18 protein-coding genes are annotated in these 20,855 nt (G+C 65.1%); 9 read left to right on the top strand and 9 right to left on the bottom strand.

Annotated features, from left to right (window positions below; genetic code table 11):
* Positions 1-168: 168 nt before the first annotated feature.
* Positions 169-1,509: a glycerol-3-phosphate transporter gene (gene glpT / locus BMZ43_RS11125; RefSeq protein ID WP_064307798.1), complete on the top strand. Its 1,341-nt coding sequence runs from the start codon at positions 169-171 to the stop codon at positions 1,507-1,509.
* Positions 1,510-1,656: 147 nt separating this feature from the next.
* Here the strand turns inward: glpT and BMZ43_RS11120 are convergent, their stop codons facing one another.
* The 5 genes from BMZ43_RS11120 to BMZ43_RS11100 form a co-directional block, all read right to left on the bottom strand.
* Complete coding sequence (locus tag BMZ43_RS11120; protein ID WP_093253373.1) at positions 1,657-2,625, bottom strand: CDP-6-deoxy-delta-3,4-glucoseen reductase; 969 nt, start codon at positions 2,623-2,625, stop codon at positions 1,657-1,659.
* A gap of 11 nt (positions 2,626-2,636) precedes the next feature.
* Positions 2,637-4,103: a 4-hydroxy-3-polyprenylbenzoate decarboxylase gene (ubiD, locus tag BMZ43_RS11115; protein ID WP_017639419.1), complete on the bottom strand. Its 1,467-nt coding sequence runs from the start codon at positions 4,101-4,103 to the stop codon at positions 2,637-2,639.
* 118 nt (positions 4,104-4,221) lie between these two features.
* The gene (gene rho, locus BMZ43_RS11110; RefSeq protein ID WP_017639418.1) at positions 4,222-5,484 is read right to left on the bottom strand and encodes a transcription termination factor Rho; all 1,263 of its coding nucleotides are present in this window, start codon (positions 5,482-5,484) and stop codon (positions 4,222-4,224) included.
* 227 nt (positions 5,485-5,711) lie between these two features.
* A complete protein-coding gene (trxA, locus tag BMZ43_RS11105) occupies positions 5,712-6,038 on the bottom strand; it encodes a thioredoxin TrxA (RefSeq protein WP_017639417.1) in 327 nt (108 codons plus the stop codon).
* Positions 6,039-6,231: 193 nt separating this feature from the next.
* Positions 6,232-6,927 (bottom strand): FadR/GntR family transcriptional regulator, encoded by a 696-nt coding sequence (locus BMZ43_RS11100; protein WP_017639416.1) that lies wholly within the window; start codon positions 6,925-6,927, stop codon positions 6,232-6,234.
* Between the two features lie 266 nt (positions 6,928-7,193).
* Between BMZ43_RS11100 and BMZ43_RS11095 the strand changes: the two genes are divergently transcribed.
* The 5 genes from BMZ43_RS11095 to ppx all read left to right on the top strand — a co-directional run bounded on the left by BMZ43_RS11095 (position 7,194) and on the right by ppx (position 11,621).
* A complete protein-coding gene (locus BMZ43_RS11095; RefSeq protein ID WP_017639415.1) occupies positions 7,194-7,976 on the top strand; it encodes a transporter substrate-binding domain-containing protein in 783 nt (260 codons plus the stop codon).
* Between the two features lie 3 nt (positions 7,977-7,979).
* Positions 7,980-8,645 (top strand): amino acid ABC transporter permease, encoded by a 666-nt coding sequence (locus BMZ43_RS11090; RefSeq protein WP_064307796.1) that lies wholly within the window; start codon positions 7,980-7,982, stop codon positions 8,643-8,645.
* Positions 8,642-9,292, top strand: coding sequence for an amino acid ABC transporter permease (locus tag BMZ43_RS11085; protein WP_173148739.1), 651 nt, complete (start codon positions 8,642-8,644; stop codon positions 9,290-9,292). The genes BMZ43_RS11090 and BMZ43_RS11085 overlap by 4 nt, the downstream gene beginning before the upstream one ends.
* Positions 9,279-10,010 (top strand): amino acid ABC transporter ATP-binding protein, encoded by a 732-nt coding sequence (locus BMZ43_RS11080; protein ID WP_093253368.1) that lies wholly within the window; start codon positions 9,279-9,281, stop codon positions 10,008-10,010. The genes BMZ43_RS11085 and BMZ43_RS11080 overlap by 14 nt, the downstream gene beginning before the upstream one ends.
* Positions 10,011-10,121: 111 nt before the next feature.
* Entirely contained in the window at positions 10,122-11,621 is a 1,500-nt protein-coding gene (gene ppx, locus BMZ43_RS11075; RefSeq protein ID WP_026083659.1) for an exopolyphosphatase, read from the top strand.
* A gap of 929 nt (positions 11,622-12,550) precedes the next feature.
* On the opposite strand, the gene ppk1 is transcribed toward ppx, so the two are convergent.
* Entirely contained in the window at positions 12,551-14,770 is a 2,220-nt protein-coding gene (gene ppk1, locus BMZ43_RS11070) for a polyphosphate kinase 1 (RefSeq protein ID WP_017639410.1), read from the bottom strand.
* A gap of 9 nt (positions 14,771-14,779) precedes the next feature.
* Positions 14,780-15,802, bottom strand: a complete 1,023-nt coding sequence (gene hemB, locus BMZ43_RS11065) for a porphobilinogen synthase (RefSeq protein ID WP_017639409.1) — start codon at positions 15,800-15,802, stop codon at positions 14,780-14,782.
* Positions 15,803-16,065: 263 nt separating this feature from the next.
* Between hemB and BMZ43_RS11060 the strand changes: the two genes are divergently transcribed.
* Positions 16,066-16,620 carry a DedA family protein gene (locus tag BMZ43_RS11060; RefSeq protein WP_017639408.1) on the top strand — a complete coding sequence of 185 codons (555 nt, stop codon included), beginning with the start codon at positions 16,066-16,068 and terminating at the stop codon, positions 16,618-16,620.
* 121 nt (positions 16,621-16,741) lie between these two features.
* Positions 16,742-18,862 carry a putative bifunctional diguanylate cyclase/phosphodiesterase gene (locus BMZ43_RS11055; RefSeq protein WP_093253365.1) on the top strand — a complete coding sequence of 707 codons (2,121 nt, stop codon included), beginning with the start codon at positions 16,742-16,744 and terminating at the stop codon, positions 18,860-18,862.
* A 17-nt stretch (positions 18,863-18,879) separates the two neighbouring features.
* Here the strand turns inward: BMZ43_RS11055 and BMZ43_RS11050 are convergent, their stop codons facing one another.
* Positions 18,880-19,341, bottom strand: coding sequence for a YaiI/YqxD family protein (locus BMZ43_RS11050; protein ID WP_093253361.1), 462 nt, complete (start codon positions 19,339-19,341; stop codon positions 18,880-18,882).
* A gap of 101 nt (positions 19,342-19,442) precedes the next feature.
* Here BMZ43_RS11050 and BMZ43_RS11045 point away from each other — a divergent pair, with 101 nt between their 5' ends.
* The gene (locus BMZ43_RS11045) at positions 19,443-20,207 is read left to right on the top strand and encodes an SDR family NAD(P)-dependent oxidoreductase (RefSeq protein ID WP_093253357.1); all 765 of its coding nucleotides are present in this window, start codon (positions 19,443-19,445) and stop codon (positions 20,205-20,207) included.
* A 9-nt stretch (positions 20,208-20,216) separates the two neighbouring features.
* On the opposite strand, the gene rhtB is transcribed toward BMZ43_RS11045, so the two are convergent.
* Positions 20,217-20,852, bottom strand: coding sequence for a homoserine/homoserine lactone efflux protein (rhtB, locus tag BMZ43_RS11040; protein WP_093253353.1), 636 nt, complete (start codon positions 20,850-20,852; stop codon positions 20,217-20,219).
* Positions 20,853-20,855 lie beyond the last annotated feature (3 nt).

The following is a 20,855-nucleotide window of genomic DNA, read 5'->3' as shown; positions in this document are numbered from 1 at the left end:
AAAGACGCGCCACCCTAGGCGCGCAACCCGTACAGATCAAGGGGGAATCCGGGCACCCACTGCCACAGGGCGGAAAAGCCTATGCAGGCTGTAATATCATTGTAATATTCGAAAACGAACCTGGAATGTTCGCTTTCGATTAATACCTATAACAATACCGAGGCTCCCATGCTTGGAATCTTCGCCCCTGCGGCCCATCGCACGCCGCTGCCCGCCGATCGCATCGATCCCGTCTACCGCCGTCTCCGCTGGCAGATCTTCGCCGGGATCTTTATCGGCTATGCCGGCTACTACCTGCTCCGCAAGAACTTCTCGCTGGCCATGCCCTATCTGGTGGAGCAAGGCTACAGCCGGGGTGAACTGGGCGTGGCGCTGTCCGCGGTGGCCATCGCCTACGGCCTGTCCAAGTTCCTCATGGGGCTGGTCTCGGACCGCTCCAATCCACGCTATTTCCTGCCCTTCGGGCTGGTGATGTCGGCGCTGGTGATGCTGCTGTTCGGATTCGCACCCTGGGCCACCTCCAGTGTCAGCATCATGTTCGTCCTGCTGTTCCTCAACGGCTGGTTCCAGGGCATGGGCTGGCCGCCCAGCGGTCGCACCATGGTGCACTGGTGGTCGCAGAAGGAGCGTGGCGGGGTGGTCTCGGTGTGGAACGTCGCCCACAACGTCGGCGGCGGCCTGATCGGCCCGCTGTTCCTGCTCGGCCTGGCCTGGTTCAACGACTGGCACGCCGCCTTCTATGTCCCGGCCGTGGTGGCTCTGGCGGTGGCGGTCTTCGCCTTCATCGCCATGCGCGATACCCCGCAGTCCTGCGGCCTGCCATCGGTGGAACACTGGAAACAGGACTTCCCCGAGGGCTACAGCGAAGGTCACGAACGCGAATTCTCCACCAAGGAGATCTTCGTCGAGTACGTGCTGAAGAATCGCCTGCTCTGGTACATCGCCTTTGCCAACGTCTTCGTCTACCTGCTGCGCTATGGCGTGCTGGACTGGGCCCCCACCTACCTCAAGGAGGCCAAGCACTTCTCGGTGGACAAGACCTCCTGGGCCTACTTCTTCTACGAATGGGCCGGCATCCCCGGCACCCTGCTCTGCGGCTGGCTCTCGGACAAACTGTTCCGCGGCAACCGTGGCGCCACCGGGGTGGTGTTCATGCTCGGCGTGCTGGTCGCCACCCTGGTCTACTGGCTCAACCCGGAAGGCAATCCCGGCATCGACCTGGCGGCCCTGGTATCCATCGGCTTCCTGATCTACGGCCCGGTGATGCTGATCGGCCTGCAGGCGCTGGAACTGGTACCCAAGAAGGCCGCCGGCACCGCCGCGGGCTTCACCGGCCTGTTCGGCTATCTGGGCGGTTCGGTGGCGGCCAACGCCCTGGTGGGCTACACCGTGGACCACTTCGGCTGGGATGGTGGCTTCATGCTGCTGGTCGGCTCCTGCGTCCTGGCCATCGTCTTCCTGGCGATGACTCTGAGACACACCGGCATGGTGGCCAAGTCGGCGCAGTAGCGCCGATTGCCCAGGATGGATGACGGCACAGCCTCATCCACTCTGGGTCCTGGTCGAAAACGCTTTGTGCTTTTCGATCAATCGCGGCCATGGGCCGCTCCTACAGGTAGAGCTTACCCGTAGGAGCGGCCCATGGCCGCGATAGGCTCACCCCCGCGGCGCGTAGGCGAAGACGTCGGCGCGCATCTGGTGCGCGTCCATGCCGGCTTCCACCAGGGCGTCCAGGGTGGCATAGACCATCGCCGGCGAGCCGCTGGCATAGACGTGCAGGCCGCTCAGGTCGGCGAAATCCGCGCGCACCACCTCGTGCAGCAGACCACAGCGCCCTTCCCAGCCACAGGCATCGCTCACCACCCGGTTCAGGGTGAGATTGGGCAGTTCCGCCCAGGCGTCCCAGGCCTCGATGGCGTAGAAGTCGTCTGGCGTGCGCACGCCCCAATAGAGGTGCACCGGATGGGCGAAGCCACGGGTGCGGGCATCTTCGATCAGGCTGTGCATCTGCGCCATGCCGGTCCCGGCGGCGATCAGTACCAGGGGGCCTTCAGGCAATTCGGCCAGATGGGCGTCGCCATAGGGCAACTCGACCTGGGCCATGCCCCTGCTTTCCAGTTGCGCCAGCAGCGCCTGGCTGCTGGCCTCGCGGTCCAGCACGTGCAATTCCAGCTCACGCCCCTGGTGGGGCGCCGAGGCCAGGGAAAAGGCCGATTGCTTGCCGTCATCGCGCTGGATCAACAGGTACTGACCGGCGTGATAGCGCGGCGCCCGGCCGGCCGGCGCGCGCAGGCGCACCCGGCGGACATCGCCCCCCACGTCATCCAGGGCAACCACCTGACAGGCCAGCTGGCGCACCGGCAAATCGCCGGGCGCCAGGACGCCATCCCACTGCAGCAAGCAATCGCCGAGCGGTACCGCCACGCAGACATAGACCTCGCCGTGATCGACGGTCTTTCCGTGCTGGGTGACCTGCCCCTCCACCAGCAGCGCGGCGCAGAGCTGGCAGTTGCCGTTGCGGCAGCTGTGCGGTCCGCTGTAGCCGAGACGCTGCGCGGCGGCCAGGATGGCTTCGCCGGGCTGGGTTTCCAATACCGCACCCGAGGGCTGCAGGGTGACCTTCATCGTCATCTCCGTTAATCGATCCCGAGACTGGACCACATCTCGTCCACCCGTTTGACCACCGCTTCGTCCTTGACGATCGCCCGCCCCCACTCACGCGTGGTTTCGCCCGGCCACTTGTGGGTGGCATCCAGGCCCATCTTCGAGCCCAGGCCGGAGATCGGCGAGGCGAAGTCCAGGTAGTCGATGGGGGTGTTGTCGATCATCACGGTGTCGCGCTTGGGATCCATGCGCGTGGTGACCGCCCAGATGACATCGTTCCAGTCGCGGGCATTGATGTCGTCGTCGGTGACGATCACGAACTTGGTGTACATGAACTGCCGCAGGAACGACCAGACACCCAGCATCACCCGCTTGGCATGGCCGGGGTACTGCTTCTTGATGGTCACCACCGCCATGCGATAGGAACAGCCTTCCGGCGGCAGATAGAAGTCGACGATCTCCGGAAACTGCTTTTGCAGGATGGGCACGAAGACTTCGTTGAGCGCCACGCCGAGGATGGCCGGCTCGTCCGGCGGCCGTCCGGTGTAGGTGCTGTGGTAGATGGGGTCGCGGCGGCGGGTGATGCGTTCCACGGTGAACACCGGGAAGGTATCGACCTCGTTGTAGTAGCCGGTATGGTCGCCATAGGGGCCTTCCGGCGCCGTCTCACCCGGATGGATGACCCCTTCCAGCACGATCTCGGCACTGGCCGGCACCTGCAGGTCGTTGCCCACGCACTTGATCAGCTCGCTGCGACTGCCGCGCAACAGGCCGGCGAAGGCGTATTCGGACAGGGTATCGGGCACCGGAGTGACTGCGCCCAGGATGGTGGCCGGATCGGCGCCCAGGGCCACGGCCACCGGGTAGGGCTGGCCGGGATGCTTCTGGCACCACTCGCGGAAATCCAGGGCACCGCCTCTATGGCTCAGCCAGCGCATGATCAGCTTGTTGCGGCCGATGACCTGCTGGCGATAGATGCCGAGGTTCTGGCGCTCCTTGTTGGGTCCGCGGGTGACGGTCAGGCCCCAGGTGATCAGCGGCGCCACGTCGCCCGGCCAGCAGTGCTGGATCGGCAGCTTGCCGAGATCGACCGCCTCGCCCTCTTCGATCACCTCCTGGCAGGGCGCGTCCTTGAGAACCTTGGGCGCCATACTGATGACCTTCTTGTAGATCGGCAGCTTCGACCAGGCGTCCTTGAGGCCCTTGGGCGGCTCGGGCTCCTTGAGAAAGGCCAGCAGCTTGCCGATCTCGCGCAGAGCGCCGACGTCTTCGGCGCCCATGCCCAGGGCCACGCGCTGGGGCGTACCGAACAGGTTGCCCAGCACGGGCATGGAGAAGCCCACGGGATTCTCGAACAGCAGCGCCGGGCCCTGCTTGCGCAGGGTCCGGTCGCAGATTTCGGTCATCTCGAGGATCGGCGAGACCGGGGCGGTCACGCGCTTCAGTTCACCACGCTGCTCCAGGCTGCGGATGAAGTCACGCAGATCTCGGTATTGCATGCGGCCTCTTGGCGCTGGGGAAAGTCTGGCAGTCTACCGCCTGAGTCGCGCATCGAGAAAGCATTGGCCCAGAAACGCCAAAGGCCGGGATTTCCCGGCCTTTGCTTGCGACTGCGCCTTACTTGCTGCGCTTCATCGAATCGAAGAACTCGTTGTTGGTCTTGGTCTGACGCAACTTGTCGAGGAGGAATTCGATCCCGGCGATCTCGTCCATCGGATGCAGGATCTTGCGCAGGATCCACATGCGCGACAGCTCTTCCTCGTCGGTGAGCAGCTCTTCGCGGCGGGTGCCGGACTTGTTGATGTTGATGGCCGGGAAGACGCGCTTCTCGGCGATCCGACGCTCCAGGGGCAGTTCCATGTTGCCGGTGCCCTTGAATTCCTCGTAGATCACCTCGTCCATCTTCGAGCCGGTTTCCACCAGCGCGGTGGCGATGATGGTCAGGCTGCCGCCTTCTTCGATGTTACGGGCGGCACCAAAGAAGCGCTTGGGCTTCTCCAGGGCATGGGCGTCGACACCACCGGTGAGCACCTTGCCGGAGCTGGGGATCACCGTGTTGAAGGCCCGCGCCAGACGGGTGATGGAATCCAGCAGGATGACCACGTCCTTCTTGTGCTCGACCAGGCGCTTGGCCTTCTCGATCACCATGTCGGCGACCTGCACGTGGCGGGTCGGCGGCTCGTCGAAGGTGGAGGCCACCACTTCACCGCGCACGGTGCGCTGCATCTCGGTCACTTCCTCGGGACGCTCGTCGATGAGCAGCACGATGAGGTAGCACTCGGGATTGTTGCGAGTGATGTTGGCCGCGATGTTCTGCAGCATGATGGTCTTGCCGGCCTTGGGCGGCGCGACGATCAGACCGCGCTGACCCTTGCCGATGGGGGCACAGAGGTCGATGACCCGACCGGTGAGGTCTTCGGTGGAGCCGTTGCCGGCTTCCATGGTCAGGCGCTTGTTGGGGAACAGGGGCGTGAGGTTCTCGAACAGCACCTTGTTCTTGGCGTTTTCCGGCCGGTCGAAGTTGATGGTGTCGACCTTGAGCAACGCGAAGTAGCGCTCGCCCTCTTTCGGCGGACGAATCTTGCCGATGATGGTATCGCCGGTGCGCAGGTTGAAGCGGCGGATCTGGCTGGGGGAGACATAGATGTCGTCGGGACCGGCCAGGTAGGAGGAGTCGGCGCTACGCAGGAAGCCGAAGCCGTCCTGCAGGATCTCCAGCACGCCATCTCCGGAAATCTCGTCGCCACCTTTCGCATGCTTCTTGAGCAGCGCGAAGATGATGTCCTGCTTGCGGGACCGGGCCATGTTTTCCAAGCCCGCGGCATCCGCCATTTCCAACAGTTCCGTGATGGGCTTTTGCTTGAGTTCGGTCAGATTCATAGACGTATGTTGACGTGAGAAGAGGCGAAGGAGGGAATCGAGCTGAGCGGTCGGATGCGAGATTAGCTTCGCGGGATGCGTTCTGAAGAGGAGAACTGACGGCTGCAGCAGATGAGAAGACGACCCGCTGATGGGGTCGTGGGCTGGAATCTAGCACCTGCATGGGTGCTCGTCCAGCCGTCCAGGCATAAAAAAGCCCCGCATGGCGGGGCTTTCGACTGGATTCCTCAGACGTTGGCGTCGAGGAAGGCGGCCAGTTGCGACTTGGACAGGGCACCGACCTTGGTGGCCTCGACCGCGCCGTTCTTGAACAGCATCAGGGTCGGGATGCCACGCACGCCGTACTTGGGCGGGGTGTCCTGGTTTTCATCGATGTTCAGTTTGCAGACCTTGAGCTTGCCCTGGTAATCCTTGGCGATCTCATCCAGGACCGGGGCGATCATCTTGCACGGACCGCACCATTCGGCCCAATAGTCGACCAGCACGGGGCTGTCGGACTTCAGCACGTCCTGCTCGAAGCTGGCGTCGCTGACGTTGGTGATGTATTCGCTCATTGACTCTCTCCGAATTCGGGTGCGACTTGAAGTATGGCCATGATAGCCCTGCTGCCGTCACTTCGAAAGCATTCGAACATTGATGGTGACTATGACGGGCATTGATGGCAGAGGCAGCTCACGATCCGGCGAGCCGGCGATAGGGTCTTTTTAGCACCGTTTGACCACCGCGCCGCCGATCATGGACAGCTGGTTAGACAGCGGGCACCGGGAAAGGGGTTCCACTGCGCAGCGCCGCATTGCGGATATGTTCGCGCATGGCCTTTTGCGCCGCTGCCGGCGAGCGGCGACTCAGGGCCCGAAGGATACGCCGGTGTTCCTGCCAGGTTTCCAGTGCCCGCTCGGGCCGGACGAAGGGCAGCTTCTGACTTTCGTGAAAGCGCTCGGGGCTGGTGGTGATCACTGCCAGCATGGCCGGATTGTCCGCGGCCAGCAGCAGCTGGCGATGGAAATCGAAGTCCAGCGCGGCCGCTTCTTCCAGCTCATTGGCCCGCAGCGCCCGGTGCAGGGCGGCGAGATTGACCTCCAGGCGATCCAGGTCGGCGGGGCCCAGGGTAACGGCGGCCAGACCGGCCGCGAAGCCTTCGAGGGCAAAGCGCAGCTGGAAGACATGGGCGGCGGCGACCTCGCCAGCGAAGGGCCAGTGTCCGTCCGCCGTGCTCGCCGTCTCCTGGACATAGACCCCACGTCCAGGCTGCACGCTGACCAGGCCCAGGGCACTGAGGGTGGACAGCGCCTCGCGCAGGGAGGCGCGACTCACTCCCAGCCGCTCGGCCAGCTCACGCTGCGCCGGGAGCGCCGCGCCGGGGGCATAGCCTTCGGTCTCGATCAGCCGGCGAATGGCGTCGACGGCATATTGGGGTACGGCGCGGGTGGCAGCGAAGGGCATGGGGTGGTCAGGCCAGTCAGTCCGGAAGTTCGCCTTTTATGCCGATTTTCCCGCCAGTTCAAGCCTGGCCCCATGGCGGAGCAGAGGGCGGTAAGCGCGCACCAAAGCGGCCCACACCCAAAGCAGAGGTCTGCTTAGCCACCAGCGAGCTGTTCAGACCAGTAAGACCAATCCTCAGGTCTGACGGCCCTCGCGCCCGTCTGGCCAGGGACTGGCACATGAAATGCACTGGGCACAGCCACCCATCCTGCTTCCGGAGTCTCGTCATGCTCAAGCGCTGGACCGCCCTCTCCCTGCTCGCCTTGGGCCTGACCGCCCTGCACACCCCCGTCCAGGCCGACCAGCTGGCCGATATCCAGCAGCGCGGCACGGTGCGCATCGCCGTGCCCCAGGACTTTCCGCCCTTCGGCACCGTGGGCCCCGACCTCAAGCCCCGCGGCCTGGACATCGACACCGCCCAGTTGGTCGCCGACAAGCTGGGCGTCAAGCTGGCGCTGACCCCGGTCACCAGCACCAACCGCATCCCCTTCCTGACCACCGGCAAGGTGGACATGGTCATCTCCAGCCTGGGCAAGAATCCCGAGCGCGAACAGGTCATCGACTTCACCAAGCCGTATGCGCCCTTCTTTCTCGGCGTCTTCGGCGCCAAGGGCAGCGGCCTGAGCACGCCCGAGGAGCTGGCTGGCAAGACCATCGCCGTGACCCGCGGTGGCATCGAGGACATGGAGCTGAGCAAGGTGGCGCCCAAGGAGGCGGTGATCAAGAGATTCGAGGACAACAACGCCACCATCGCTGCCTATCTCGCCGGCCAGACCGAATTCATCGCCAGCGGCAGCTCGGTGATGGCCTCCATCGCCGAGAAGAAGCCCGAGCGCGCGCCGGAAATGAAGCTCACCCTGAAGAATTCGCCCAACTACATCGGCCTGGCCAAGCACGAACCGGCACTCAAGGCCAAGCTGGACAGCATCATCGACGCCGCTCGCGCCGACGGCAGCCTGGATCGCCAGGCCGAGAAATGGCTGGGCCAGCCGCTGCCCAAGGACATGTAAGGCATGGCCTATCAGTTCGACTTCCAGCCGGTCCTGCAGCAGGGTGACCTGCTGCTCAAGGGCGCCCTCTTCACCCTGGAGCTGACCGCCATCGGCGCGGCGCTGGGCATCGCCCTGGGCATCCTGGGCGCGGTCTGCCGCGCCTGGCAGCTCAAGCCCTTCGACCGGGTGTTCGGCGTCTATGTCGAGCTGATCCGCAACACGCCCTTTCTGATCCAGCTGTTCTTCATCTTTTTCGGCCTGCCCTCGCTGGGGGTGCACATCAGCGAATGGCAGGCGGCGGTACTGGCCATGGTGATCAATCTGGGCGCCTATTCCACGGAGATCATCCGTGCCGGCATCCAGGCGGTACCCAAGGGCCAGCTGGAAGCCGCCGCGGCCCTGGCCATGACCCGCGCCGAGACCTTTCGCCACGTGATCCTCAGGCCCGCCCTGGCCAAGGTCTGGCCGGCGCTGTCGAGCCAGGTGGTGATCGTGATGCTGGGTTCGGCGGTCTGCTCGCAGATCTCCACCGAGGAGCTGACCTTTGCCGCCAACTTCATCCAGTCGCGCAACTTCCGCGCCTTCGAAACCTATCTGCTGACCACCCTGCTCTATCTAGTCATGGCCATCGGCGTACGCCAGCTGCTGCACTGGATCGGTCGGCGCTTCATCCAGGGAGGCCGCTGATGGACTTCACCCTCTGGGACATCGTCCGCAACCTGGGCACCGGGCTGTACTGGACCTTTGTCCTCTCGCTGGCGGCCTTTGCCGGCGGCGGTCTGGCCGGCCTGCTGGTGCTCTGGGCACGACTGTCGCCGCTGCGGACGCCACGCACGCTGGCGCGCCTGCACATCGAGCTGTTCCAGGGCACGCCACTATTGATGCAGCTGTTCCTGGTGTTCTTCGGCGTCTCGCTGCTGGGGCTGGAGATTCCCGCCTGGCTGGCCGCCGGGGTGGCCCTGACCCTGTTCACCAGCGCCTACCTCGCCGAGATCTGGCGCGGCTGCGTCGAGGCCATTCCCCATGGCCAGTGGGAAGCCTCGGAAAGCCTGGCCCTGACCCGCTTCGAGCAGTTGCGCCACGTCATCCTGCCGCAGGCCCTGCGCATCGCCGTGGCGCCCACCGTGGGCTTCTCGGTACAGGTGGTCAAGGGCACCGCGGTGACCTCCATCATCGGCTTCACCGAGCTGACCAAGATCGGCGGCATGCTCGCCAATGCCACCTACCAGCCCTTCACCGTCTACGGCCTCGCCGCCCTGGGCTACTTCCTCCTCTGCTACCCCCTGTCGCTGGCCGCGCGCTGGCTGGAAAGGAGACTGCATGCCGCTGCTTAGAGTGACCGCCCTGCACAAACACTATGGCAATCACCATGTGCTCAAGGGCATCGACCTGACCGTCGAGGAAGGCCAGGTGGTGGCCATCATCGGCAAGAGCGGCTCGGGCAAGAGCACCCTGCTGCGCACCCTGAACGGTCTGGAGTCGATCAACGACGGCGTCATCGAGGTGGATGGCGAGTACCTGGACGCCGCGCGGGTCAATCTGCGTTCCCTGCGGCAAAAGGTCGGCATGGTCTTCCAGCAGTTCAACCTCTTCCCGCATCTCACGGTGGGCGAGAACGTGATGCTGGCGCCCCAGGTGGTCAAGAAGACGAGCAAGGACGGGGCCCGCGCCCTGGCCCAACAGATGCTCGACCGGGTCGGCCTGGCGGAAAAATTCGACAGCTATCCGGATCGGCTGTCCGGCGGCCAGCAGCAGCGGGTGGCCATCGCCCGCGCCCTGGCCATGTCGCCCAAGGTGCTGCTGTGCGACGAGATCACCTCGGCACTGGACCCTGAGCTGGTCAACGAGGTGCTGGCGGTGGTCAAGCAACTGGCCAGCGAAGGCATGACCTTGATCATGGTCACCCACGAGATGAGATTCGCCCGCGAGGTGGGCGACAAGCTGGTGTTCATGCATCAGGGCAAGGTGCATGAAAGCGGCCATCCCCAGGCGTTGTTCGCCCAGCCGCAGACCCCGGAACTGGCCCAATTCATCGGTCAAGTGGCCTCCTGAGCCGAAAAACCCCATTTTTTCTGCCACTTTGCGCAACCGTCACCGCTGTGCGCTTGAAGCCGTCACCGGCTAGCTGGCACGATGGCGCGGTTTATCGCCGAGAGCCTCCAGATGCAGCCTTCGCCAGCCGAACCCCACGAACTGATCGCCGCCATCGACCTGGGCTCGAACAGCTTTCATATCGTCCGGGCACGCAATTTCCACGGGGAGATCCGCATCCTTGAGCGGCTGGGCGAAAAGATCCAGCTGGCCGCCGGCCTGGACGACTCGCGCCTGCTCAGCGAAGAGGCCATCCAGCGTGGCCTGGACTGCCTGCGCCGCTTCGCCCAGCTGATCGCCGGCATGCCGCGCGGCGCCGTGCGGGTGGTGGGCACCAACGCCTTGCGCGAGGCACGCAATCGCGCCGAATTCATCCAGCGCGCTGAAGCCGTGCTCGGCCATGCGGTCGAGGTCATCTCCGGTCGCGAAGAGGCGCGTCTCATCTATCTGGGCGTGTCCCACTCCATGCCCGATGTGCCCGGGCGTCGCCTGGTCACCGATATCGGCGGCGGCAGCACCGAATTCATCATCGGCCAGCGCTTCGAAACCCTGCAGCGCGAGAGTCTGCAGATGGGCTGCGTCAGCTTCACCAAGCGTTTCTTCGCCGACGGCAAGATCACCGCCGCCCAGTACGCCCGTGCCTATACCGCCGCGCGTCTGGAATTGATGAACATCGACCAGGGTCTGCGCGAGATGGGCTGGCACCAGGCCCTTGGCGCCTCCGGCACCATTCGCGCCGTGGCTCTGGCGATCCAGGCCGCCGGTCGCGGCACTGGCGAGATCACCCCGGACGGCATCGAGTGGCTCAAGCGCAAGCTGCTCAAGCAGGGCGACATCAACCTGCTCAACATCGACGGCGTGAAGCCGGATCGGCGCGCCATCCTGCCCGGCGGCCTGGCCATCCTCGAAGCCCTGTTCAAGGCCCTGGAACTGCAGGAGATGCACCTCTCCGAAGGCGCCCTGCGCGAAGGGGTCCTTTACGACATGATCGGCCGGCACAGCCATGAGGACGTGCGCGAACGCACCCTCAAGGGCCTGGCCGAGCGCTACCACGTCGATCAGCGCCATGCTGAGCGGGTGGAAAAGCGCGCCCTGAAGTCCCTGGCACAGGTCGCCGAGGCCTGGGCCCTGACCGACGAGAACCATGCCGAACTGCTGCGCTGGGCGGCGCGCCTGCATGGCGTGGGGCTGGACATCGCCCACTACCAGTACCACAAGCACGGTGCCTACCTGATCGAGCACTCGGACCTGCCCGGCTTCTCCCGCCGCGATCAACAGGCCCTGGCTCTGCTGGTACGCGGCCATCGCCGCAACATCCCCCTGGAGCGCCTGCAGGAGCTCGGCCCGGAAGGCGAGCCGCTGCTGCGCCTGACCCTGCTGCTGCGCTTCGCCATCCTCTTCCACCACATCCGCCACAAGAGCATCCCGGACGTCCAGCTCAGCGCCGGCGAGCGCAGCCTGGACGTGCAGTTCCCCGACGGCTGGCTGGAGGAAAATCCCCTGACCCAAGCCGACTTCGAACTGGAAGCCCAGTGGCTGGAGCGGGTGGGGTATCGGTTGAGCGTGCGCTGAGGGGATTTTTCGTAGGTTGGGCTGAGCGCCAGCGAAGCCCAACTGTTGGCTTTTCACCGCCCTAACTGATTATCGTGTTTTGTTGATGGCTCTTGTTTCGCCTGGCCGGCGACTTACTTTTCTTTGCTTGTGCAAAGAAAAGTAAGCAAAAGAAAGCACACCCCAACAGTTCGGCCCTACGCTGCGCTCCGGGTCCCCTCGTCCCGGCGCCGTGGCGGGGGCACGGCACGAAGGGGCCTCCTGCCCCTCGCGCCTTGCTCGGCGTCCTGCCTCGCAACCCCCGCCACGACACCGGAACTCGGCCTCACTGACGGGGACAGGGCGCCAGCCGGAGGCCACAGTGTTTACAGAGAGAACTAGAGCGGATTCGTAGCGTGGAAAACCGCGCAGCGTTTTCCACAGGTGAATACCGACGTCATCAGTGGACAAGACTTGGCTGTTGTCCACGCTACTAGTCGGCTCTGGTTTTTCAACCAAAACTTTCAGGCTGGCGAAATCGCCCCGTTCAGGAGGACGAACCCTAGCGTCGTGGAGTGGGTCGAGCCGCATGGATGCGGCGAGAGGCCTAACGGGCCATGGACGGCCCGTGCAGGCCGACCCCGGAACGGCGCTGGGGTGAGCGAAACGTAGCGTAGCGAAGTAACAGCCGCAGGCTGGCCCGAAGGGCGAGCAACGCGAGTCACCCGAGGCGCAGCGGAGGGCCGGATGTCCGGGGCAAGCGTTTTTGGTTACTTTTGTCCGGGGCGCGCAGCTGCGACTGGCAAAAGTGACTCGCCCGGGTGGGCGAAACAAGAGCAATCTGCAGAGTTCGATAAGCAGCTATGGCACCAATAAAGCCGAGCTGAAGTACCGCAACGTTGGGCTTCGCTGGCGCTCAGCCCAACCTACGGAACGGTCAGGGCCCATGGCGGCATGGGCCCGAAACTCCCTCAGCGGGTATTCACCACCGGACTGGCCAGCCGCTCCAGCAGCGTCGCCTGCACGCTACGGGCGTTCTGGTTGCCGGTCGGCGACTGCCGCACGTAGCTGCCGTCTTCCTGCAGCACCCAGGCCTGGGTGTTGTCGGTGAGGTAGCTTTCCAGCTCCTTCTTGACCCGGCTGATGAGCTTCTTGCCTTCCACCGGGAAGCAGGTCTCGACGCGCATGTCGAGGTTGCGCTCCATCCAGTCGGCGCTGGAGAGATAGAGCTTCTCGTCGCCGCCGTTGAGGAAGTAGTAGATGCGGCTGTGCTCCAGGAAGCGGCCGATGATGGAGCGCACCTGGATGTTGTGGGACACGCCCGGTACGCCCGGACGCAGGCAGCACATGCCGCGCACCACCAAGTCGATCTTCACCCCGGCCTGGCTGGCCTTGTAGAGGGCGCGGATGACCTTGGGATCGGTGAGGCCGTTGACCTTGGCCATGATCTGCGCCGGGCGCCCCTCGCTGGCCGCCACCGCTTCGCGGTTGATCATCTCCAGCAGGTTCTTCTTCAGGGTGAAGGGCGCGTGCAACAGCTTCTTCATGCGCAGGGTCTTGCCCATGCCGATCAGCTGGTTGAACAGCTTGTGCACGTCCTCGGTGAGGGCCACGTCGGCGGTCAGCAGGCTGTAGTCGGTGTACAGCTTGGCGTTGCCGGCGTGGTAGTTGCCGGTGCCCAGGTGGGCATAGCGGCGCAGCTCGCCGTTCTCGCGGCGCAGGATCAGCATCATCTTGGCGTGGGTCTTGAAGCCCACCACGCCATAGATGACCACGGCGCCGGCCTGCTGCAGGCGGCTGGCCAGCTGCAGGTTGGACTCCTCGTCGAAACGCGCGCGCAATTCGATGACCGCGGTCACCTCCTTGCCGCTACGCGCCGCGTCCACCAGGGCATCGACGATCTCGGAGTTGGCGCCGCTGCGGTAGAGCGTCTGCTTGATCGCCAGGACGTTGGGGTCCTTGGCCGCCTGGCGCATCAGGTCGATCACCGGGGTAAAGGACTCGAAGGGGTGCAGCAGCAGCACATCGAGCTTGCCCAGCACGTTGAAGAGGTTGTCCTTCTTCTGCAGCAGCTTGGGAATGGTCGGGGTGAAGGGGGCGTTCTGCAGCTCCGGGTGGCTGTCCAGGCCGGTGATGGAAAACAGCCGGGTCAGGTTGACCGGGCCGTTGACCTTGTACAGCTCGTTTTCGCCCAGGCCGAACTGCTTGAGCAGGTAGTCGGTGAGGTGTTTCGGGCAGATGTCCACCACCTCGAGCCGTACCGCATCGCCATAGCGCCGAGAGAACAGCTCGCCGCGCAGGGCGCGGGCCAGGTCTTCGACATCCTCGGTGTCCACCGAGAGATCGGCGTTACGGGTCAGACGGAACTGGAAGCAGCCCTTGACCTTCATGCCGGGGAACAGATCGTCGGCATGGGCGTGGATCATCGAGGACAGGAAGACGTAGTTGTCCCCGGGACCGGCGACTTCCTCCGGCACCCGGATGATCCGCGGCAGCAGGCGCGGCGCCGGGATGATGGCCAGGCCCGAGTCGCGGCCGAAGGCGTCCATGCCCTCCAGCTCGACGATGAAGTTGAGGCTTTTGTTCACCAGAAGCGGGAAGGGGTGGGTCGGATCCAGGCCGATGGGGGTGATGATGGGCGCGATCTCGTCGCGGAAGAACTTGCGCACCCAGGCCTTGATCTTGACGTCCCAGTAACGCCGACGGATGAAGCGGATCTGCTGCTCGGCCAGGGCCGGCAGCAGCACGTCATTGAGGATGGCGTACTGCCGCTCCACCTGGCCGTGGACGATGTCGCTGATGCGCGCCAGCGCCTGGTGCGGCAGCAGGCCGTCGGCGCCGGCCTGCTCACGGGCGAAGGTGATCTGCTTCTTCAGGCCCGCCACGCGGATCTCGAAGAACTCGTCCAGGTTGCTGGAAAAGATCAGCAGGTACTTGAGCCGTTCGAGCAGCGGATAGGATTCGTCGAGGGCCTGCTCCAGCACCCGGATGTTGAACTGCAGCTGCGACAACTCGCGATGGATGTAGAGGCTGCTGTCATCCACATTGGCCGCCGGCACGCTAGGCACGGCCGGCAATTCGGCGGGGGCCGGCACCTCGGCGTCCAGCGCCAGCGTCTCTTCCGTGGATTCTGGAGACTCGGCGGCGACGGACTGTTGCAGATCGGTTTCGACGAAATCCTGGCTACTCATTGAAGCTCCTTAGGAACGCGAAGGCCCCTGGCAAAGTTGTTGGGCGGCGCGCTTGGCGAAATAGGTGAGGATGCCGTTGGCCCCGGCACGCTTGAAGGCCAAGAGCGACTCGAGGATGACGGCGTCGGACAGCCAGCCGTTCTGGATCGCGGCCATGTGCATGGCGTACTCGCCGCTCACCTGGTACACGAAGGTCGGCACGCGGAATTCCTCGCGGACCCGGCGGACGATGTCCAGATAGGGCATGCCCGGCTTGACCATCACCGAGTCGGCACCCTCGGCCAGATCGCCGGCGATCTCGTGCAGCGCCTCGTCACTGTTGCCCGGATCCATCTGGTAGGTGGCCTTGTTGCCCTTACCCAGATTGGCGGCCGAGCCAACGGCGTCGCGGAACGGCCCATAGTAGGCACTGGCGTACTTGGCCGAGTAGGCCATGATCTGCACGTTGTGATAACCGGCGTCTTCCAGGGCGGCACGGATGGCGCCGATGCGACCGTCCATCATGTCTGAGGGCGCGATCACCTGGGCCCCGGCAGCGGCATGGGACAGCGCCTGCTTGACCAGCACCTCGACCGAGATGTCGTTGAGCACGTAGCCGCGCTCGTCAAGGATGCCGTCCTGGCCGTGGGTGGTGAAGGGATCCAGGGCCACGTCGGTGATCACCCCCAGTTCCGGGAAATGCTCGCGCAGGGCACGGGTGGCGCGCTGGGCGATACCGTCGGGGTTGTAGGCCTCGGCGCCGTCCAGCGACTTGCGCTCGGTGGGCGTGACCGGGAACAGCGCGACCGCGGGAATCCCCAGCGCCACCAGCTCGGCGGCCTCTTCCAGCAGCAGGTCGATGGACAGCCGCTCGACGCCAGGCATCGAGGGGATCGCCTCGCGGCGGCCTTCACCGTCGAGCACGAAGACCGGCAGGATCAGGTCATCCACCGTCAGCACATGCTCGCGCATCAGGCGACGGGAAAACTCGTCACGGCGCTGACGACGCATGCGAGTGGCAGGATAGCTACGGTTGATGGGGGTAAAACTCACGATCGACTCCCGGACCCGGATCACGGGTCAGTGTGAGGGGTTATAGGCCACAATCATGACCGATTGGTAACAACGGATGACAATATGGTGTGCCTATAGGTGCTATCCAAGGCAGACGCCGGCTGGACCCGGCGTGACACAGAGTCGCATGGAAATCGCGGACTGACCGTCTGGCACCCGGCGGACGGAAGTTCGTCACACTTTCTTTCCAGACTCCAACCGGGGTAGGCTGCGCCATCCTTATCCACCTCGTGTAGCGCCGAATGCTCCAGCAATTCCTCCACGATTTCGGCTATTTCGCCCTTTTTCTCGGTACTTTTTTCGAGGGCGAAACCATTCTGGTGCTGGCCGGCTTTCTTGCCTTTCGCGACTACATGAACATCCAGACGGTAATCCTGGTCGCCTTCTGCGGCAGCTACGCCGGCGATCAGCTCTGGTATTTCCTCGGCCGCCGCCACGGGCGCAAACTGCTGGCGCGTAAACCCAAATGGGAAGCCGCTGGCGAGAAGGCCCTGGCGCATATCCGGCGCCACCCGGATCTCTGGGTGCTCAGCTTTCGCTTCGTCTATGGCCTGCGCACGGTGATGCCGGTGGCGATCGGCCTGTCGGGTTATCCCCCGGCGCGCTACCTGATCCTCAATGGCATCGGCGCCATCGTCTGGGCCACGGTGCTAGGCTATGCCGCCTACCACTTCGGTGCCGTCCTCGAAGGCGTGCTGGGCAATCTCAAGCGCTATGAACTGATGGTGCTGGGCGGTCTGGTAGTCATCGGGCTGCTGCTCTGGCTGTGGCGACGCAGCCGTACGCCCAAGACCTGATTGCCAGCCAGCTCTTTACTCGGTACGTCTATCGAAACCGGATTAAAGGCTCGGTCAGCGCTGCCGATGCCCTGAGCATCAACCTCTTTCAACGCCCCGTGCGGCAAGCTGGCGATCGAGCATGCTGAACTTCTCCACCTTGCTTCCCCCCGGCCATCAGATCCTGGCTGCCAACGAGTACGAAAGCGTACTCGTGGTCCTGTCGTACCTGATCGCCAGCGCCGCCGGCTATACCGCCCTGGCCATGGCCGACTGGGTCACCAATAGCCGCTCCCGTCGCGGCAGCGAGCTGGCCAAGCTGATCGGCGCCATCGCCCTGGGCGGCGGCATCTGGTCGATGCACTTCCTCGCCATGCTGTCGTTCAAGATCGGCATCCATGTGCACTACGCGCCGTGGCAGACCCTGGCCTCGTTGCTGATCGCCATCGCCGTGTCCTACACGGTCATGCATCTGATCGGGCGTGAATCCCTCACCGCACCTCAGTACCTGCTCGCCGCCCTGGCTGCCGGCCTGGGCATCGCGACCATGCACTACACCGGCATGCTGGCCATGCAATCGGTCGCCGTACAGCTCTATGATCCGCTGCTGGTGGTGGTCTCGGTGATGATCGCCAGCCTCGCCTCCCTGGGCGCCCTGCTGCTGGCCTTCCGCCTGCGTGGCAGGACCGGTATCAGGACCTTCTGGCTGCGCCTGCTGGGCAGCCTGGTCCTGGGCTTCGCCATCGTCTCCATGCACTTCACCGGCATGGCCGCCCTGACCCTGGCCGTACCCATCGGCTTCGAACCCGACGGCCTGGCGGAAGTGAATCAGCACCTGGAGCTGGGCACGGGCATCGCCCTCGGCACCCTGTTCATCATCATGGTCGGCCTGCTCGCGGCCTGGGCCGGCGAACGCTTCCATGCCCAGCGCCTGCGGCTGGAGCGGGTCTCGACCACCCTCGACCAGATCACCCTGCACGATCCCCTCACCCACCTGCTCAACGGCGGCAGCTTCATCCAGACCGTCGACCGGGCCATCGGCCAGGCCCGCACCGGTGAGCAGTTCGCCCTGCTGATGCTCGACATCGACCACTTCAAGCGTATCAACGACAGCCTCGGCCATGCCCTGGGCGATGAACTGCTGATCCAGATGGCGCAACGGATCCGCGCGGTCCTCGATAACGATCTGCCACTGGCCCGCTATGCCGGTGACGAATTCAGCCTGCTGCTGCCCCTCGGCCAGCGCGGCGATAGCCAGCCCTTGGCCATGCGCCTGCTGGAGCAGTTGCGACCGCCCTTCGAGCTGGCCGGACAGCGTATCGCCATGACCTTCAGCCTGGGTATCGCCCACTATCCCCAGGACGGTGCCAATGCCGGCCAGTTGCTGCGCAGTGCGGGCCTTGCGGTCGGCCATTGCAAGCGCAGCGGGCGCAATCGCAGCCAGAGATTCACCACCGAACTCCAGCGCGATGCCGACGACCTGCTCAGCCTGGAGATGGACCTGCGCCATGCCCTGAGCCAGGGCGGCCTGCATGTGGCCTATCAGCCCATCGTCGACCCCGCCGGTGCTCCGGTGGCCCTGGAGGCCCTGGTCCGCTGGCAGCATCCGGTGCTGGGTCCGCTGAGTCCCGAGCGCTTCGTCCGCGTCGCCGAGGAGACCGGCTTGATCGCCGACCTGGATGGCTGGGTGATGCGCCAGGCCTGCGCCGATTTGGCCCAGCTGCATCGCGAAGGCCATGCGGCCCTACGGGTATCGGTAAATTGCTCGGCGCTGAATCTGAGCGATCGGCTGCTGCCTCAAGCCATTGCCCGGACGCTGCAGGCCGAGGATCTGCCGGCGTCGGCACTGATCCTCGAGGTGACCGAGAATGCGCTGATGCACAGCCTCAACGTCGCCGTTGAGGTACTCAACGAAATCCGTACCCTGGGCGTGCGGGTGTCCATCGACGATTTCGGCAGCGGCTATTCGTCCCTGGCCTACCTGAGCCGGCTGCCCGTGGACTCGCTCAAGGTGGATCGCGCCTTCGTCCGCACCATTCCCAAGCAGAGCAACGACATGGCCATCGCCGCGGCGATCATCGCCATGGCCCACAAGCTGGGCCTCAATGTCGTCGCCGAAGGGGTGGAAACCGTCGAGCAACGCCAGTTCCTGCAGGCCAATGACTGCAACTTCATGCAGGGCTACCTGTTCGGACGACCCATGCCGTTGCCGCACTTGCGCACCTGGCTGCAGCAATCCGCCATCGCGTCCGTGCCGGCCTAGCCGGCTGCAGATCGCAGCTAGCCCGCGGCGCTGCGCTGGAGGCGGGTGATCAGCCGATCCAGGGCACTGGCGAAGGCCTGGCGATCACGCTCACCATAGCCGGCCTGGCCCCCACCCATCTGCCCCTGGTCGCGTAGATCGGTCATCAGATTGCGCATGGCCAGGCGCTGGCCCATGTTGCGCTCATCGAATTCCTGGCCACGCGGATCGAGGGCGACCACGCCCTTCTTCACCAGCCGATCGGCCAGGGGGATGTCGCTGCAGATCACCAGGTCACCCGGCTGCGCCTGCTCGACCAGGTGGTCGTCGGCGGCATCCGGTCCGCTGGGGACCACCACCAGGCGTACGCAGGCGAAGGGCGGCTTGATCTGTGGCTGGCCAGCCACCAGCACCACCTCCAGCTTGCGCTTGAGGGCGAATTTGCAGACCAGCTCCTTGGCGGCGCGTGGACAGGCATCGGCATCGATCCACAGGATCACGAGGGATTTCTCCGGCAAAAGCCCAGGATACCGCGCCGCGGCGACGCACCCCAGCGCAGCGGTGCGGTCGGACAGGGATAGCGATCGGATTGGAGCTCCCCATGACCTTCTGGCAACGCCTGGAGCAACCTGCCCAGGCGCTGGTGTATGGCGCCACCGGCGGCCTTGGCCTGGCCCTGTGCGAGCAGCTGCTGGCCCGCGACGACGTCGCGCGGGTCTGGGCCTGCGCGCGCCACGCCGAGACGCATGAGGCCCTGGCCGCACTGGCACGGCGACATGGCCCGCGGCTGTGCCGACTCGACCTCGATCCGTTGGCCGCAACCGACCTGGCGGCCCGGCTGGCGGCCGAGACGCCACGCCTGGATCTGCTGCTGTGCGCCTCTGGGCTGCTGCAGGGCGAGCGGGCGCGCGCCGAGAAGAGCCTGGCGCAGGTGGACCAGGCCGGACTGCTGGAAAGCTATCTGGCCAATGCCGTGCTGCCGCTGCTGCTGATCCGCCAGCTGACGCCCCTGCTCAAGGGCCAGCACCCCTGTCAGATCGCCGCGCTCTCGGCGCGGGTCGGCTCCATCGGCGACAATCAGCTGGGCGGCTGGTACGGCTATCGGATGGCCAAGGCCGCACTCAACCAGGGCCTGCGCTGCGCCAGCATCGAACTCGCCCGGCTCAACCCTCAGAGTTGCGTGCTGGCCCTGCACCCTGGCACCACCGACACGGCGCTGTCCCGCCCCTTCCAGGCCCGGGTACCGGCCGACAGGCTGTTCACCCCAGCCTATGCGGCAGCACGGCTGCTGGAGGTGCTGGCCGCACGAACGCCGGCCGAGACCGGCAGCTTCTGGGATTGGCAGGGGCACCCGGTAGTCTGGTAGCGCCTGGCTTCACACCGCGGCGCGGCGCACCGTGGACAGCAACGCGGCCGCGGCGAGGAACAGGCTGGCGAATACCCGGTTGGTGATGCGCTGCTGTCTTGGCGTGCGCAGCAGGGTCAGCACCCGGGCGGCCAGACCGGTGTAGCCGGCCATCACGATCAGGTCGACGGTGACCATGGTCACCCCGATGAGCAGATACTGCGCAGCCAGGGGCGCCTGGGGATCGACGAATTGCGGCAACACCGCGAGCAGGAAGATCAGCGCCTTGGGGTTGCTCACGTTGACCAGGAAGCCGCGCATGACCAGGGCGCCGATCCGCGGTGGCAGACGTTCGCCGACCAGCTGCTCACCCAGGTCCAGCGGCGCGGCGCGCCATTGGCGGATGGCCAGGTAGGCGAGATAGGCCACGCCGAACCACTTGATCAGGGTAAAGGCCAGCTGCGAGGTCGCCAGCAAGGCGCCGACGCCCACGGCGACCACGGCGATCTGCAGCGCCAGGCCCAGCTGCAGGCCCAGCGCCGTCCAGTAGCCACGCCGGAAACCGTGGTTGACGCCTGCGCTCATGGAGGCAACGGCGCCTGCACCTGGCGAGAGGCTGATCATCCAGCAGGCGATGAAGAAACCGGTCCAGACCTGCAGACTCATGGG

Origin of the sequence: Pseudomonas sp. Snoq117.2 (assembly GCF_900110545.1) — a bacterium.
GTDB lineage: Bacteria > Pseudomonadota > Gammaproteobacteria > Pseudomonadales > Pseudomonadaceae > Chryseomonas > Chryseomonas benzopyrenica.
This window is presented reverse-complemented; position numbering and strand designations above follow the sequence as displayed.